This window comes from Janthinobacterium sp. SUN211 (assembly GCF_030587315.1).
Taxonomy (GTDB): domain Bacteria; phylum Pseudomonadota; class Gammaproteobacteria; order Burkholderiales; family Burkholderiaceae_D; genus Janthinobacterium; species Janthinobacterium kumbetense.
In genome coordinates this window covers 92,372-106,896 of sequence record NZ_JAPWIC010000001.1, presented here as the reverse complement: position 1 = coordinate 106,896, position 14,525 = coordinate 92,372, and the positions used below count along the sequence as shown (strand labels likewise).

General features: G+C 64.2%; 13 protein-coding genes. 5 read left to right on the top strand and 8 right to left on the bottom strand.

Going from position 1 to position 14,525, the window contains the following annotated elements:
• Window positions 1-71 precede the first annotated feature (71 nt).
• The 3 genes from O3301_RS00510 to O3301_RS00500 are packed head-to-tail and all read left to right on the top strand — an operon-like array spanning window position 72 to window position 3,678.
• Window positions 72-1,661 carry a pyridoxal-dependent decarboxylase gene (locus O3301_RS00510; RefSeq protein ID WP_305055170.1) on the top strand — a complete coding sequence of 530 codons (1,590 nt, stop codon included), beginning with the start codon at window positions 72-74 and terminating at the stop codon, window positions 1,659-1,661.
• Between the two features lie 35 nt (window positions 1,662-1,696).
• Window positions 1,697-2,950: a voltage-gated chloride channel family protein gene (locus O3301_RS00505; protein WP_305055169.1), complete on the top strand. Its 1,254-nt coding sequence runs from the start codon at window positions 1,697-1,699 to the stop codon at window positions 2,948-2,950.
• Entirely contained in the window at window positions 2,947-3,678 is a 732-nt protein-coding gene (locus tag O3301_RS00500) for a bifunctional 2-polyprenyl-6-hydroxyphenol methylase/3-demethylubiquinol 3-O-methyltransferase UbiG (protein WP_305055168.1), read from the top strand. Before O3301_RS00505 ends, O3301_RS00500 begins: the two co-directional genes overlap by 4 nt.
• A gap of 7 nt (window positions 3,679-3,685) precedes the next feature.
• Here the strand turns inward: O3301_RS00500 and O3301_RS00495 are convergent, their stop codons facing one another.
• The gene (locus tag O3301_RS00495) at window positions 3,686-4,243 is read right to left on the bottom strand and encodes an XRE family transcriptional regulator (protein WP_305055167.1); all 558 of its coding nucleotides are present in this window, start codon (window positions 4,241-4,243) and stop codon (window positions 3,686-3,688) included.
• Between the two features lie 51 nt (window positions 4,244-4,294).
• On the opposite strand from O3301_RS00495, the gene O3301_RS00490 reads away from it, so the two are divergent.
• Window positions 4,295-5,200 (top strand): DMT family transporter, encoded by a 906-nt coding sequence (locus tag O3301_RS00490; protein WP_289915580.1) that lies wholly within the window; start codon window positions 4,295-4,297, stop codon window positions 5,198-5,200.
• A gap of 3 nt (window positions 5,201-5,203) precedes the next feature.
• Here O3301_RS00490 and O3301_RS00485 read toward each other — a convergent pair whose 3' ends face one another.
• From O3301_RS00485 to O3301_RS00460, 6 genes are all read right to left on the bottom strand, one after another.
• Window positions 5,204-6,151, bottom strand: coding sequence for a cupin-like domain-containing protein (locus O3301_RS00485; protein ID WP_305055166.1), 948 nt, complete (start codon window positions 6,149-6,151; stop codon window positions 5,204-5,206).
• 52 nt (window positions 6,152-6,203) lie between these two features.
• Complete coding sequence (locus O3301_RS00480; protein WP_305055165.1) at window positions 6,204-7,190, bottom strand: chemotaxis protein CheB; 987 nt, start codon at window positions 7,188-7,190, stop codon at window positions 6,204-6,206.
• 126 nt (window positions 7,191-7,316) lie between these two features.
• Complete coding sequence (locus tag O3301_RS00475) at window positions 7,317-8,060, bottom strand: DNA-binding protein (protein WP_046684938.1); 744 nt, start codon at window positions 8,058-8,060, stop codon at window positions 7,317-7,319.
• A gap of 142 nt (window positions 8,061-8,202) precedes the next feature.
• Window positions 8,203-8,820: an LON peptidase substrate-binding domain-containing protein gene (locus tag O3301_RS00470; protein WP_099664363.1), complete on the bottom strand. Its 618-nt coding sequence runs from the start codon at window positions 8,818-8,820 to the stop codon at window positions 8,203-8,205.
• Between the two features lie 67 nt (window positions 8,821-8,887).
• On the bottom strand, window positions 8,888-10,126 hold the full coding sequence (locus O3301_RS00465; protein ID WP_305055164.1) for a DEAD/DEAH box helicase: 1,239 nt from the start codon (window positions 10,124-10,126) through the stop codon (window positions 8,888-8,890).
• A gap of 118 nt (window positions 10,127-10,244) precedes the next feature.
• Window positions 10,245-12,428, bottom strand: coding sequence for a TonB-dependent siderophore receptor (locus O3301_RS00460; RefSeq protein WP_305055163.1), 2,184 nt, complete (start codon window positions 12,426-12,428; stop codon window positions 10,245-10,247).
• Window positions 12,429-12,712: 284 nt separating this feature from the next.
• Here O3301_RS00460 and asd point away from each other — a divergent pair, with 284 nt between their 5' ends.
• Window positions 12,713-13,561 carry an archaetidylserine decarboxylase gene (gene asd, locus O3301_RS00455; protein WP_251349155.1) on the top strand — a complete coding sequence of 283 codons (849 nt, stop codon included), beginning with the start codon at window positions 12,713-12,715 and terminating at the stop codon, window positions 13,559-13,561.
• A gap of 17 nt (window positions 13,562-13,578) precedes the next feature.
• Here the strand turns inward: asd and O3301_RS00450 are convergent, their stop codons facing one another.
• Window positions 13,579-14,484, bottom strand: coding sequence for a LysR family transcriptional regulator (locus tag O3301_RS00450; protein WP_099664365.1), 906 nt, complete (start codon window positions 14,482-14,484; stop codon window positions 13,579-13,581).
• Between the last annotated feature and the right edge of the window lie 41 nt (window positions 14,485-14,525).

Genomic DNA, 14,525 nt, shown 5'->3' with positions numbered 1-14,525 from the left:
ATCCCGCTTCCGCCTGGGCGCAATTCGTTTGTCACCGTGGCACCAGCAATCCGTAGAGAAAACAACGCGCCATGACCGATACCCCTGTCGAACAGCTGCTGCAGCAGCATTTTTCCATCGATGCATTGCAGCAGGCGCCCGCGCCCCTGCGGCAGGCGCTGGGCATGCTGGGCGGCTGGCTGGCCGCCGAGCGCGACACGGCCTATCCGCACACGCCGTATGCGGAACTACTGACGCAGCTGTCCGACACCAGCCTGCCCGCGCACGGCATGCCCGTGGCGGATTTCCTGCAAGAACTCGACACCACCGTGCTGGCCAATACGGCCCAGCTGAACCACCCGCAATACATCGGCCACATGACCCAGGCCTTGCCGTGGATCAGCGTGCTGGCCGAAGCGTTTACGGCCACCCTGAACCAGAACCAGGTCAAGATCGAGACGGCGTATGTGTCGACCCTGATCGAAAAGCAGATCCTCGGCTGGCTGCACCGCCAGGTGTACCAGCAGCCCGAACATGTCTACACGCAAGCCATGGTCGCCACCAGCGGCGCGCTGGGCAATGTCGTCAATGGCGGCACCATGGGCAACTTGACGGCCCTGGCCGTCGCACTGGAACAGCAATTGCCCGGCACGCGCAAGCGGGGGCTGTTTGCCGCCATGCAAGAATCCGGCTATGCGGGGCTGGCCGTGATCGGCTCGGCCCGCAGCCACTATTCCGTGAAGAAGGCGCTGGCGACCCTGGGCCTCGGTGAAAACGCCTTGCACCTGGTGGCCGTCGACCGCGACAACCGCATCGACGTCCAGGCGCTGGAAGCGACGATTGCCGACTTGAAATTGCGCAATATCAAGGTCGTCGCCATGATCGGCATCGCCGGCACGACGGAAACGGGCGCCATCGACCCGCTGGCCGCCATGGCAGCCATTGCCGCGCGGGAAAGCATCTGGTTCCATGTGGATGCGGCCTGGGGCGGCGCGCTGCTGATCGCGGAACAGTACCGCGCGCTGTACGACGGCATCGCCCTAGCCGACTCCGTCGTCATCGACGGGCATAAATTGCTGTGGGTGCCGATGGCGCAAAGCATGGTGCTGTTCAAGGATAGCGCCAGCCTGAACCTGCTGAAACACAACGCCAACTACATCTTGCGCGACAACTCGGGCGACCTGGGCCAGACTTCGCTGGAAGGCTCGCGCCGCTTCGACGCCTTGAAACTGTGGACCTCGTTCAAGGTGCTGGGCGTGTCCGGCTACACGACCTTGCTGCAGCAGGCGGCCACCTTGTCCGGCCAGTTGCAGGATTTATTGGCCGACCAGCAGGATTTCGAACTCGTCACACGCTCGGACACCTTCATCCTGACCTACCGCTACGTGCCCGCGCATTTGCGCCAGCGTATGGACAGCTTGCTGGCCGGCGGCCAGGTGGACGCGGCGACCGAACTGAACAAGCAGCTGAACACCTTGAACGCCAAGCTGCAAAACCGGCAAAAGGCGCAAGGCCACAGCTTTGTGTCGCGCACGGTACTCGAATCGACGCGCTACCCCGGCCCGACCAATGTACTGCGCGTGGTCATGACGAATGTCAAGACGCGCCCCCACCACTTGCGCGCCATCCTGGCCGAACAGCGGGCCATCGGCCAGGCGCTGACGGCGGAACTGGGATTGTAAGAACGTTCCACCCACCAACCTTGACTGGATGCCCGATGCACCGCCTCAGCGCCCTCACCGATCTGTTAAAGCATCTGTTGAAATGGCTGCTGCTGGCGAGCGTCGTGGCCGTGCTGGCAGGGTCGGCCTCGGCCGCTTTCCTGTTCGCCCTGGACTGGGCGACACGCACGCGCCTGGCGCACGCCTGGCTGATCTGGCTGCTGCCCGTGGCGGGCTTTGCCGTCGGCTGGCTGTACTTGCGCTACGGCAGCAGCGTCGAAGGCGGCGCGAATCTGCTCATCGATGAAATCCACGACCCGAAAAAAATCATCCCCTTGCGCATGGCGCCGCTGGTGCTGGGCGGCACCGTCGTCTCGCATTTGTTCGGCGCCTCCGTCGGACGCGAAGGCACGGCCGTGCAGATGGGCGGTGCACTGGCCGACCAGCTGACCCGCATGTTTCGTTTGAACAATGAAGACCGCCGCATCATCCTGATGGCCGGCATCAGTGCCGGCTTTGCCTCCGTCTTCGGCACACCGCTGGCGGGCGCCCTCTTCGGCCTGGAAGTGCTGGCCATCGGCCGACTGCGCTACGAAGCCATGCTGCCCTGCCTGGCTGCCGCCGTCATCGCCGACCAGGTGGTCCTGCTGTGGGGTCCGCTTTTGCACATTGCTCACACGCATTACGCCGTGCCTTTGACCCCCGCCATTTCCGCCTGGACCTTGTCCGCGATGGTCATCGCGGGCGTGCTGTTCGGCGTGACCGGCAAAGTGTTTGCGCAAGCCACGCACGGCTTGAGTGCCTTGATGAAACGCAAGATTGCCTACGCTCCGCTGCGCCCGCTGATAGGCGGCCTCGTCGTCGCGCTCGCCGTGTGGCTGCTGGGCACGGATCGCTACATCGGCCTGGGCATTCCCACCATCGTCGATGCGCTGAAAGAACCGCTGGCCGCCTGGGATTTCCTCGGCAAGATGGCGTTTACCATCGTCTCGCTGGGCACGGGTTTCAAGGGCGGCGAAGTGACGCCCTTGTTCTTCATCGGCGCCACCCTGGGCAATGCGCTGGGGCCGCTGCTGCACCAGCCCGTCACCTTGCTGGCCGCCATCGGCTTCGTCGCCGTGTTTGCGGGCGCCGCCAACACGCCCATCGCCTCGACCCTGATGGCGATGGAACTGTTCGGCGCCGAGATCGGCGTGTACGCGGCCATCGCCTGCGTCGTGGCCTACCTGTTTTCCGGCCATGCGGGCATTTACCGGGCGCAGCGGGGCGGCCACGCCAAGCGCACGCCCCGCAAGGAACTCGACCCATGACGCAGAACATCTACGACAACGACGCCTTCTTCACGGCCTATAGCCAGTTGCCGCGCTCCGTCGGCGGACTCGACAGCGCGCCAGAATGGCCAGCCCTGCGCGCCATGCTGCCTGCGCTGCAAGGAAAAAGCGTGCTGGACCTGGGTTGCGGCTATGGCTGGTTCTGCCGCTGGGCTGCCGAGGCTGGCGCAGCGCGGGTGCTGGGCGTGGACGTGTCGGAAAAGATGCTGGCGCAGGCAGCCGGCATGGGAGACCATGCGGCCGTCAGCTATGCCCGGCTTGACCTGGAACAACTGGCCTTGCCGCCCGCCAGTTACGATCTGATTTACAGTTCGCTCGCGTTTCACTACATCGAGGATTTCACCACCCTGCTGGCCGCCATCCGCCAGGGTTTACAAGCGGGCGGCAAGCTGGTGTTTTCCATCGAGCACCCGATCTTCATGGCGCCGCGCCAACCCGGCTGGCTGACGGATGCGCAAGGCCGCAAGCGCTGGCCCGTCGACAGTTACCAGGAACAAGGCCCGCGCGTGTCCGACTGGCTGGCACCGGGTGTGATCAAGCAGCACCGCACGCTGGGCACGACCATCAATGCGCTGCTGCAAGCGGGTTTCCAGCTGGAACACGTGGAAGAATGGGGTCCCAGCGATGAGCAGGTCGCCCTGCAGCCGGCCCTGGCGGAAGAGCGCGAACGGCCCATGCTGCTCCTCATCGGCTGCGGCCTGGCGTAGTCTCCCCTCAGCTGGCCACGTTGCGCGTAAAGCGCAAGGTGGATGAGCCAGCGTTGACATAGCTATACGCTTGCGCGCTGCTGAACACGAAAAAATCGCCCGTCCCCAGCGTTTTCGTCCCGGCCGCCAGCTCCAGCTGCAGCTCGCCTTCCAGCACGTACAGCATTTCGCTGAAGCCGGCCGGATCAGGATCGGCATCGTAGCGCGCGCCCGGCGCCAGTATCCACGACCATAGCTCCACCTGGTGGCTGGCGGGCGCCGCCCCCAGCAGCACGGCCTGGCTGGCTTGCGATGCGCTTTGCCACATCAGCACGCGCAAGCTGTCGTGCGGCTGCCGCGGCGGCTGGACCAGGTCGACGAAGGCCACGTTCAAGGCGGCGGCCACGTGGTCGAGGTTGGCCAGGCTGATGTTGGTGCCGCCCGCCTCGACGCCGTTGACCATGCGCCGGCTCAGGCCCGACTGGCGGGCCAGCTCGTCCTGGCTGAGGCCGGCGGCCAGGCGCAAACGCCGCAGATTTTTGGCCAGGTGTTCCAGCACGCCACCGGCCTCGACTTGACTGCGCAATATATTGCTCCTATCATGATGGGAAATATTTTGCTCATAGCATAGCTCCCCATGAAAACACACGCAAGTCCCCCGCCCGCCCTCGGCATGCCCGAACTGGCCCTGATCGCCATCACCTTCATCTGGGGCGGCACTTTTCTCGTGGTGCAACATGCCATGACGGTCAGCGGGCCGCTGGCCTTTGTCGCCGCCCGCTTTGCCGTGGCCGCCAGCATCGGCGCCCTGATTTGCCGGGGCCAGCTGCGCCAGCTGACGAAAGCGGAGTTGCTGACGGGCATGGCCATCGGCGTGAGCATCTTTGGCGGCTATGCGCTGCAAACCTATGGCTTGATGTATATCACGAGCAGCAAGTCCGCTTTCATCACGGCTTTTTATGTGCCCATCGTGCCGCTGGTGCAATGGCTGGTCTTCAAGCAGCGGCCCCACCCTGCCGTGTGGGCGGCCGTCGTGCTGGCGTTCATCGGCTTGCTGTTATTGACGGGCACGGATGGCTTGAGCATGGGTTTTGGCACGGGTGAGCTGATCACGGCCGTGGGTGCCATCGCGATCGCCCTGGAAATCATCCTCATCAGCCGCGTCTCGCCGCAATTGAACATCCTGCGCGTGACCATCGTGCAACTGGCCACGGCGTCCCTGATCGCCCTGCTGCTGATGCCCGTCATGGGCGAAGCGCCGCCCGTCCTCAGCAAGACCTTCATCTTCAGCGTGCTGGCGCTGGGCTGCGCCAGCGCGCTGATCCAGTACGTGATGAACTGGGCGCAAAAGCGCATTTCCGCCACCAAGGCCACCTTGATCTATGCGGGCGAACCGGTCTGGGCCGGCGTGATCGGACGCATCGCGGGCGAGCGCCTGCCGGCCCTGGCCATCGTGGGCGCGATTCTGATCATTTGTGCGGGCATCCTCAGCGAATGGCGGCCGAAGCGGGGCCGCGGCGCGGCCAAGGCCGTGCAGCCATAAGCTTCAGTCCCCGCGCCGCCGCAGCGCCGCATCGCCATGCAAGGCCAGCGGCACGGCCCTGGCCCAGCGGTTCGAGGACAGGGAAAACGTCAGCGCCCGCACCTGGTGGTACCAGCCGGCAGGCACGTACAGCATGTCGCCCGGCTCGACGAGGCATTCGATCATGGCAGCCTGGCGCGCGAGGGGAAAACGCTCGAAATCGGGCGCTTCCGGGTCGAAGGGCGAGCCGAACAGGATGGCGTTCGCCTCGCTCGGATACAGGAAAGCGTCGTGGTGCGGCGGCGATAACATGATGCGCTTGCGGCCCCACACTTGCGCGAAGATATTGTCGTCGTAATCGCAATGCAGGGGCGTGACCGTGCCGGCCGGCCCCACCCAGAAGCGCGGCGGACCCATCTTGTCGAAATACGTGGGCCAGTGGCACAAACGGTTCAGTTCGCGCAATTCCAGGTTGCCCAGGTAAGGCGGCAACGCGTGCCTGCCCTCTGCCACCAGGTCCAGGTATTGCCCCATCGACATATCCTGCATGGCGCGGTCGGCCGCAAAAGCCGTGTTGATGTAGTCGCCCACGCGCGCCCGCACGGGCACATGGCTGAACTGTTCGCACAAGACGTCGGGACCCAGGGCCGACAGGGGCCAGCGCTGCACCAGCCCGCGCATCAGGAAAGGCAGGCCCAGCGCGGCCCTCGCGCGGAAGGCGGCGGCGTCCAGCATGGCCAGGCGCGGCACCTCGGTGATGCTGGGCAAGTCGCGCGCCGCCTGCTTGATGGCCTCGCGCATGGCGTCGATCGAGGTGACGCCGCGCACCTGCGCATCCTTGGCTTCGCGCGCTTGCTTGTGCGCAAGGGCTGTTGCGGCAGAACTGAATTCTGCCGGCGGCCTGGGCGGCAGTGCGCGCGTCGATATGGGGGCTGCCGCAAGCGGGAGCGGTTCTTTTTTTTCTGCAGACATAAATCTTCTTTGCGATCAGGCGCCGCGCGGCATGGCGCGACAGTGCGCTATTTTAAGCCAGCAAGGTCCGTTTCAGCACATCGGCCTGCTCGCCCGCCTGGCGCGCCTTGGCGGCATATTCGCTGGCCGTGCCCGGATGCAGCCAGGCCTGGGCCTTGGCGGCCAGGTTCAGGTACAGCCGTTCTTTTTCCTGCAGTGCCCTGACGGCCGCCCAGATGGCGTCTTCCGCCTTGTCATGCTGCAACTCGCCCAGCATTTGCGCCGTGAAACTGTGGCCCGTATGGCAGCGAAAACGCTGCGGCTGCTGGCCGTGCAGCTCCCACAGCGTGCCCTGGCATTCGGGACAGGTGAAAGTCGATGGCGTGGCAATTTTTTCCAGTTGGTCCATATTTCCCACTCCCCGGGCAAAACGGTTTTCCACGGCGATCCATGGGGGCGCGGGCGGCAAGGGTTGCGCGGCGCGGGCCGGCGTGCCGCTGGCCAGCGCCAGCAGCGCCGGGCCGATCTCGGCGGCCGGCAAGCGCCAGTCCACCCCCGCATGCTCGATCGCGCTTTGCGGCATCGACGGCGCCACCGCGTCCTGCGGCTCCTGCACCAGCGCCTTGCCGCCGCAAGCCTTGATGGCTTGCAAGCCTGCCGTGCCATCGTCGAGATAGCCGCTGAGGATCACGCCCACCACCTTCGGCCCGAAAGCGGCGGCGGCACTGCGGAACAGCGGGTCGATGGCGGGACGCGTATGGTTTTCCTTGGGGCCCCGGCTCAGCCCGACCGTCGCCTGGCCAGCCAGGTTGGCAACGAGCATATGCCGGTCCGGCGGCGCCAGCAGGATGCGCCCCGCGCGCACGGGTTCGCGCTCTTCGGCAAAGCGCACGGGCAAGGCGGAGGTTTTAGCGAGAATCTCGGGCAGCACGCTGCTGCGCCGCCCCACATGCGCGACCACCAGCACAGGCGCCGGCATATTGGCAGGCAAGGCGGAAAAGATGGCGGACAGCGCTTCCACGCCGCCCACCGAGGCGCCCATGACGATCAGCGTTTCCATGCCGGCCCCTTTCGCGCTCAGGTCCAGCAGTTATTCTGCGGCGCCTTGCATCGCGATTCCGTGCGCCGCCTAACACAGGGCCGCATGACGTCACGTCACCCTGGGACGCATCGGGGCCGGGCGTCCTCAGACGGGCGTCTTGAAAATCGGATCGACGATGAACTGCTGCGCCTTGATGCGCAAGGTGCGCTCTTCATCGAGCTCGGCGCGCGTTTCGCCCAGCTCTTCGCGTTCCGCTTCCAGTTCCAGGCGCGCGGCCGCCAGTTCCGTTTCCACGCGCGTCAGGCTTTCCAGCTTCAGCTGGGCCTGGATCAGTTCGGCGCGTGCCGCTTCGGCAGCCTCTTCCAGGCGCGGGATGCCTTCGAGCTTGAATTGCGCCTTGGCCAGGTCCATGCGCGCCTGCTCGGCCGCCTCTTCCAGGCGCGGCAAGCCTTCCAGGCGCAGCTGCGCCTTGGCCAGGTCCGTGCGGGCCTGGTTCGCCACTTGCCGCTCCCGTTCCAGCTCCTCGCGCAAGGTTTCCAGCTCGCCGGCCTGCAAGTCGAGCAACTCTTGCTGGCGCTCGTTCTCGCTGGCCAGGTCCATCAATTCCTGTTGATTGTCGTTCATCTCGGCTTCATGCGCGCTGTGGCTGGCGCTTAATTCCTGTCCTACATAATCGAGGATGGCTTGCTGCAGCACGGGCGACAGTTCGGCGGCGGCAGCGATCTGGCGTTGCGCACCCGCCTTGCGGCGCTGCAAGAGCTTGCTGATGGTGCCCAGGCAGGCGCCGTTGCCCAGCCGTTCGCGCAAGGCGCGCACCGTGATGGCCTGCCCTTCGCCCGCCATCGCTTCCATTGCCGCATTGATCTGTTCCGCGCTTACTTTTGCCATGTCGTCTACTCTTGAATATTGCTCAGGGCAATCTTGCCCAGGGGCATTATCTTATGCCAGCGGCGGCAAAGCGTAAAGTATTTCTCAATAGAAATTGCAATTGCACAACGGAAGCGTGTGCAAACATGCGGCTTCGGCTGATTTATTCTTCCAGCAAGCCATTCTCCGTCAGCATATCCTGCACCAGTTCCAGGCGCAGCACGGGATTGTCCTGGCTGAGCAGAAGCTGCTTCTGCATGGCGTTCAGCGACAGCAGCTCGCACCAGCGGTTCGCCACCCAGCCGCATTCGTCGAGCCGGTATGGCGGCTGCAGGGGCATTTGCTCAGGCGGGATCTTTTGCTCCTGCAAGGTGCGGATCAGGGCGCCGAGCGCGTCAGCCACGTTCTGCTGCTCTTGCGGGATGGGGATGGTCTTGTCGGGTGCCAAAATTTCGATCCGCGCCACCCACAAGCCGTGCTTCAGCTGCTCGCTGGACACGATGTGAAAGCGCTGCATGCCCATGCATTTGATTTGCAGCAAGCCCGACAGGGGCGCGGCCCAGTCGACGATGCGCGCCAGGGTGCCCACGGGCGCCAGGGTTTCCTGCTGGCCCGGCTTGCGCACTTCCGCGCCGTCCAGCAGCTGCACCACGCCGAACGGCTGCTCGCCCATGATGCACTGACGTATCATGTCCAGGTAGCGTACCTCGAATATCTGCAGGGGCAGATAGCCATCGGGATACAGCACCGTATTGAGCGGGAACAAAGGTATCGAGGTCATAGGCGCATGATGGCACGAATGGCATATCCGTGCTGCGCGCCTTGCCCTGCCCGGCCAACTTCCCCGCTTACTTGTAGAAGCGGCGTTTTTTCGCCCGCTCCGCCGCCTTCGGCGCCAGCACCTTGACGGCTTTCTTCTGTATCGTGCCGCCGGCGGACGTGCCCGGCACGCGGTGTTCCGCCTCGAAACCGGCTTCCTCGTTGCGTTTCAGGGTTTGCCGGGTCAGCGCTTCCACGGCCGACAGCAATTCCACCTCGTCGGCGCAAACGAGCGAGACCGCTTCGCCCGAGGCGCCCGCGCGGCCCGTGCGGCCGATGCGGTGAATATAATCTTCCGCCACGGTGGGCAAGTCGAAATTGACGACGACGGGCAATTGGTCGATATCGAGGCCGCGGGCAGCCACGTCGGTGGCTACCAGTACTTGCACTTCGGCAGATTTGAAGCGGGCCAGCGCGCGCAGGCGGTTCGGCTGCGTCTTGTCGCCGTGAATCGAATCGGCGCGCACGCCCTGCTCCAGCAAGGTGTTCACCAGCAACTCGACACCCTTGCGCGTCTTGACGAAGACCAATACCTGGCCCCAGCGCTTTTTCTTCAGCAAGTGCAAAAACAGTTCCGGCTTGCGTTTCTTGTCGCACACGATCACCGACTGTTTCACGGCCTTGACCGTGCTGTTGCGCGCGCTGACCTCCACCGAGACGGGATCCTTCAACATGGTTTTCGCCATGGCGCGGATGGCGTCCGAGAAGGTGGCCGAGAACAGCAGCGTCTGGCGCTGCTTGGGCATGGTCATCAGCAATATATCGAGTTCGCGCTCGAAGCCCAGGTCCAGCATGCGGTCCGCCTCGTCCAGCACCAGGGTTTGCACCTGCTCGAACTTGACGGCGCCCTGCGTCTGCAGGTCGAGCAAACGGCCCGGCGTGGCCACCAGCACGTCGAGGCCCTTGCGCAACTTGCTGATCTGCGGCTCGATGGGCACGCCGCCATACGCGACAAAGCTGCGCAGCGGCAAGTTGCCGCCATAGCTGCGGAAGCTCGCATACACTTGCTCGGCCAGTTCGCGCGTGGGCACCAGCACCAGCACGCGCACGCACTGGGGCGCCACCACGCCTTCCAGGGTCATGCGCTGCAGCAGCGGCACGGCAAAGCCGGCCGTCTTGCCCGTGCCCGTCTGGGCGGCGGCCATCAGGTCGCGCCCGGCCAGCACGGCAGGAATCGCTTGCGCCTGCACGGGCGTGGGCTTGGCATAGCCGAGCTCGTCAAGTTTGCGGACCAGGGGATCGATCAGGCCGAGGGAGGAAAACGTCATGGGAAAAGCAATCTTGGCAAAGGAAAAGGTGGCGCGCACGGACGGGCCGTGCGCGCGATTGCCGAGATTATAGGCCAGCGGGGATGCCGGCCGGGGTTTCACAACTAAAACATCGCCATCAGAACTTCATTTCCATGGTCGCGCGCGCCTGCGGCGAACTCGGCGAAATGTTGTTGCGCACGATCGTGCCGCTGGCATCCGCATACGTGGTGGTGCTTTCAAAATCCTGCGCCAGCAGGTTCGACACGGCCAGGCGCAACTGGTTCTTCGCATCGAATTTCCACAGCGCATAAATGTCGAGATCGCGCCGCGGCGACGTGTAGGCGCTCTGACGCTCCGTGATGCGCACGGGGCCACCATTGCGGAAATTGAAGCTGCCGCCCGTGGTGAGCATGCCATCGGGCGTCTTGTAGTCGAGGCCAAAGTTGCCGCTGACGGGGGTTTGCTGGTCGAGCCGGTTGTCCGGTCCCGGCACGTGCTCCACCTGCGACCAGTTGCGGCTGACGCTGGCGCGCAAGTCGATGGCCGGCACGGGCGCTGCCAGCACGGCGCGCAGCGGGAACTTCGCTTCCAGCTCCAGTGTCTGCGTATTCGCGCGGCCGTCGTTGACGGGCGTCGATACCCAGCGCTCATTGATATATAACAAACCCTGGCGCGTGTAGCCATCGATGCGGCGGGCCGAGGCGCGCGCGCTGAGCAAGGCGCCTTCGGCCCAGTAATGTTCGTAGGAAGCGTCGATGCCCAGCGCCAGCTCCGGCTTCAGGTTCGGATTGCCTTCGCGGTCAGGCTCGGTCTGGCTATTGTTCGTCGACATCATACGGCGTGGAATCAGGCTGGAAGTGGCCGGCGCCTTGTAGGTGCGCGTCAAGGCCAGGCGCACCTGGTCGCCCTTGGTATCAGGCAATTTCCACAAGGTTTGCAGCAGCGGGCTCCAGACGCTGCTGCGCTGCTGCACCTCGTCATAGGTATTGCCGATACTGCGCGTATCGATGCCTTCCCAGCGCACGCCCGCATACATGGACCAGCGCGGCGTGATTTCCCACTCATCCTGCGCATACAGCGCCAGGCGCTTGATGTCGGCATTGAAGTCTTCATCGACGTTGAACGGAGGGCGCCCGCCCGGCAAGGCCAGCTCACGCTGCCAGCGCTCTTCATCCCGCTTGCCGTAACTGCCATCCCAGCCCATCGACAAGGCATGGCCCGGGATGAGCGGCGAAGAATACTTGCCGGTGGACGACACGCTCTTTTCCGACGCATCCACGCGCGCGCTGCGGTCCAGCGCCAGTCCCACGCCATCGATATGGCCGAGCGGATGGTTATCGGAGGAATTATTGCTCAGGCCTACGCGCAGTCCCAGCTCCAGCCTGGCGCCGCCATCGAGCTTGCGCACCCAGGTCAGATCCGTACGGCCAAAGACATAATGGTTGCCGCCGTCGCTGTCATTCGTATCGTAGTCCGGCCGCAAGCCCATGAGCGTGTCGGTACGGCTGTGCGTACGGCTTTCGTTGCGTCCCACATTCAGGAAAAATTGCGCCGTCAGATTGTCGCCGCCGGCAAAAGCCCAGTTCAGGCGCGGCGACATATTGATACCTTCCGAACGGCCATCGCCCGTGCCTTTGCTGCTGCGCAGCAGATTTTGCTGGCCTTCCGGTGCATAGCCCAGGTCCCGTGCCGGGTTTTCATAGTGATAATCGTAGCGATAAAACGAGGCCGCCAGCGAATAGGAAAAAATGCCATCCTTGTCCGACAATTGCAGGTTGCCATTGCTGGAAAACGCATCGCGCCCGCCCCCCACGCCCAGCTTGACGTCGCGCTGCGCCGTCTTGACGGCCTTTTTCAGCACCACGTTGATGGTGCCGGCGATCGACTGCGTGCTGTATTCGGCGCTGGCCGCATGCAAGATCTCGATGCGCTCGATCACGTCGGGCGACAGGGTGTCGAGCGAAAAACCAGCCGGCGCCCGCTCGCCGTTGAGCAATATCTGCGTATAGCCGCTGCCCAGGCCCCGCATGCGGATTTCGCCGCCCGAGCGCCCCGCCGCGCCGGACACGGTAATGCCGGGCAAGCGCTTGAGCACGTCGGTGACATTCGTGTCGCCATACTTGAGGATTTCCTCGCTGCCCACGATCATCTTGCTGGCCGTATCGTCGCGGCGCGGATCGTAGCCGCTGCCCTTCACTTCCACGGTCTGCATGGCGGGAGCGGCGGATTTCTCGGCCTTCTCTGCCTTCAGCGGCGCAGCGGCGGCATCCGCGGCTGGCGTTTCGGATTGCTGGGCCTGGACATTCCAGGCAAGTAACACGGAGGAACAAAGGACGGTAAGGCGAAGGCAACGGCGTGGCATCATGACCTGGCTAAAAAAGTTGGCTGAATAAAAATGGCTAAAAGCTAAAAAACAGGCCGCTGTATTGTGCTGTAATTTTTTCCGCGTGGCACAGTTTCCTGAAAATATTTCCTATGGCAAATTAAATTCGGCGGCCGGCTGCGCTACGCCCCCTTGCATACGGTACATATCATTGCGCGCCACATCGCCGCTATAATGCGTTTTCATCATTGTTCCCATCACCCCGTCAAAGGCTTCCCATCGTGTCTGACCGTCTTGCCGTTTTGCCTCAATATCTGCTGCCCAAGGGAGCGTTGACCAATTTTGCCGGCCGGATCGCCGGTGCCAAGGGCGGCGCCATGACGACGCGCCTGATCCGCTGGTTCGTCGGCCGCTACAACGTCAACATGGATGAGGCGCTGGACCCGGACATCACGCACTACGCGAGCTTCAACGACTTTTTCACGCGCGCGCTGCGCCCGGACGCGCGTCCGCTGGCGCAAGCGGACTACGTCTGCCCCGTCGACGGCCGCATCAGCCAGTTCGGCACGATCGACAAGGACCAGATCTTCCAGGCCAAGGGCCACCATTTCAGCACGACGGCCCTGGTCGGCGGCGATGCGGCCCTGGCGGCCCAGTTCGAACACGGCAGCTTTGCCAATCTGTACCTGAGCCCGCGCGACTACCACCGCATCCACATGCCCTGCGATGGCCGCTTGACGCGCATGATTTATGTTCCCGGTGAACTGTTTTCCGTCAACCCGACCACGGCGCGCGGCATTCCCGGCCTGTTCGCCCGCAACGAGCGCGTCGTCTGCGTGTTCGACACGGCCAACGGCCCCTTCGTCATGACCCTGGTGGGCGCCACCATCGTCGGCAGCATGGCCACCGTCTGGCACGGCGTCGTCAACCCGCCCCGCACGGGTGAAATTCGCGACTGGAGCTATGCCAACGACAATGTCGTGCTGAAACAAGGCGACGAGCTGGGCCGCTTCCTGCTCGGTTCCACCGTCGTCATGCTGTTCCCGAAAAACACGGTCGATTTCAATGCCAGCTGGCAGCCGGCCGGCCCCGTGCAGCTGGGCGAAGTCATGGGCAAGCTGCCCAAGTAAGGCAGCAAGACGCGCGCCTAGACGGGCGCGTCGGTCCGGTACATTTCCTCCATCAAGTCCAGAAATGCGCGCGTCTTGGCCGGCATCAAGCGCCGGCCGGGAAACACGGCCCAGCCCGTGACGAGCGGAAAACTCCATTCCGGCAAGACCCGCACCAATTCCCCCGTCGCCACATACGCCTTGGCAAAACGGTCCGTGCTGGCCGCGATGCCCACGCCCGTGCACGCCATGCGCACCAGCAATTCCGGCGAGTTCGCCAGCAGGCGCACGGGCAAGTCGCGTTCCCACGTCGTCTTGCCGCGGATCAAAGTCCAGTGCACGAGGCCATGCACGGACCGTGGCAAACTGAGCAAATCGTGGCCATACAGATCGTCGGGATGCTCGGGCAAGCCGTGCACGCTCGTGTATTGCGGCGAGGCATACAGCGCCAGGGTGCTGAAGGCCACGCGGCGCGCGGCCAGGCTAGCGTCGTCGGGCAAGTTGCCCATGCGGATGGCCAGGTCGAAGTTCTCTTCCAGCAAATCCACGCGACGCGCCGACAAGTCCAGTTCCAGCGAAATGGCCGGATAGCGGCGCACGAACTCGGCCAGCACCTGGCGCATCAGCGTGTCGCCAAAATCGGCCGGCATGGAAATGCGCAGCAAGCCGCTGGGTCCCGCCTGGCGGTGCTGGGCCAGCGCGCCGGCCGCCTCCGTTTCCTCGACCACCTTGCGCGCATGCTCGAGCAGGCTGGCGCCGAATTCCGTCAGCGCCAGCTTGCGCGTGGTGCGCAGCAGCAGCCGTTCGCCCAATTTCGCTTCCAGCAGCGAGATGCGCCGCGACAGGGTCGACTTGGGCAAGTCCACGCGCACGGCGGCGCGCGAGAAACTGCCGCATTCGACGACGCGGGCGAACAGCAGCAAATCTCCGGGATCGATATCCATCACTGACCTTTACGTTCGATTGTTCCACTAATGGATTAATG

Coding starts and splice junctions, on each gene's coding strand:
- O3301_RS00510 (WP_305055170.1), top strand. CDS start 72: ATGACCGATACCCCTGTCGAACAGCTGCTGCAGCAGCATTTTTCCATC.
- O3301_RS00505 (WP_305055169.1), top strand. CDS start 1,697: ATGCACCGCCTCAGCGCCCTCACCGATCTGTTAAAGCATCTGTTGAAA.
- O3301_RS00500 (WP_305055168.1), top strand. CDS start 2,947: ATGACGCAGAACATCTACGACAACGACGCCTTCTTCACGGCCTATAGC.
- O3301_RS00490 (WP_289915580.1), top strand. CDS start 4,295: ATGAAAACACACGCAAGTCCCCCGCCCGCCCTCGGCATGCCCGAACTG.
- O3301_RS00485 (WP_305055166.1), bottom strand. CDS start 6,151: ATGTCTGCAGAAAAAAAAGAACCGCTCCCGCTTGCGGCAGCCCCCATA.
- O3301_RS00480 (WP_305055165.1), bottom strand. CDS start 7,190: ATGGAAACGCTGATCGTCATGGGCGCCTCGGTGGGCGGCGTGGAAGCG.
- O3301_RS00475 (WP_046684938.1), bottom strand. CDS start 8,060: ATGGCAAAAGTAAGCGCGGAACAGATCAATGCGGCAATGGAAGCGATG.
- O3301_RS00470 (WP_099664363.1), bottom strand. CDS start 8,820: ATGACCTCGATACCTTTGTTCCCGCTCAATACGGTGCTGTATCCCGAT.
- O3301_RS00465 (WP_305055164.1), bottom strand. CDS start 10,126: ATGACGTTTTCCTCCCTCGGCCTGATCGATCCCCTGGTCCGCAAACTT.
- O3301_RS00450 (WP_099664365.1), bottom strand. CDS start 14,484: ATGGATATCGATCCCGGAGATTTGCTGCTGTTCGCCCGCGTCGTCGAA.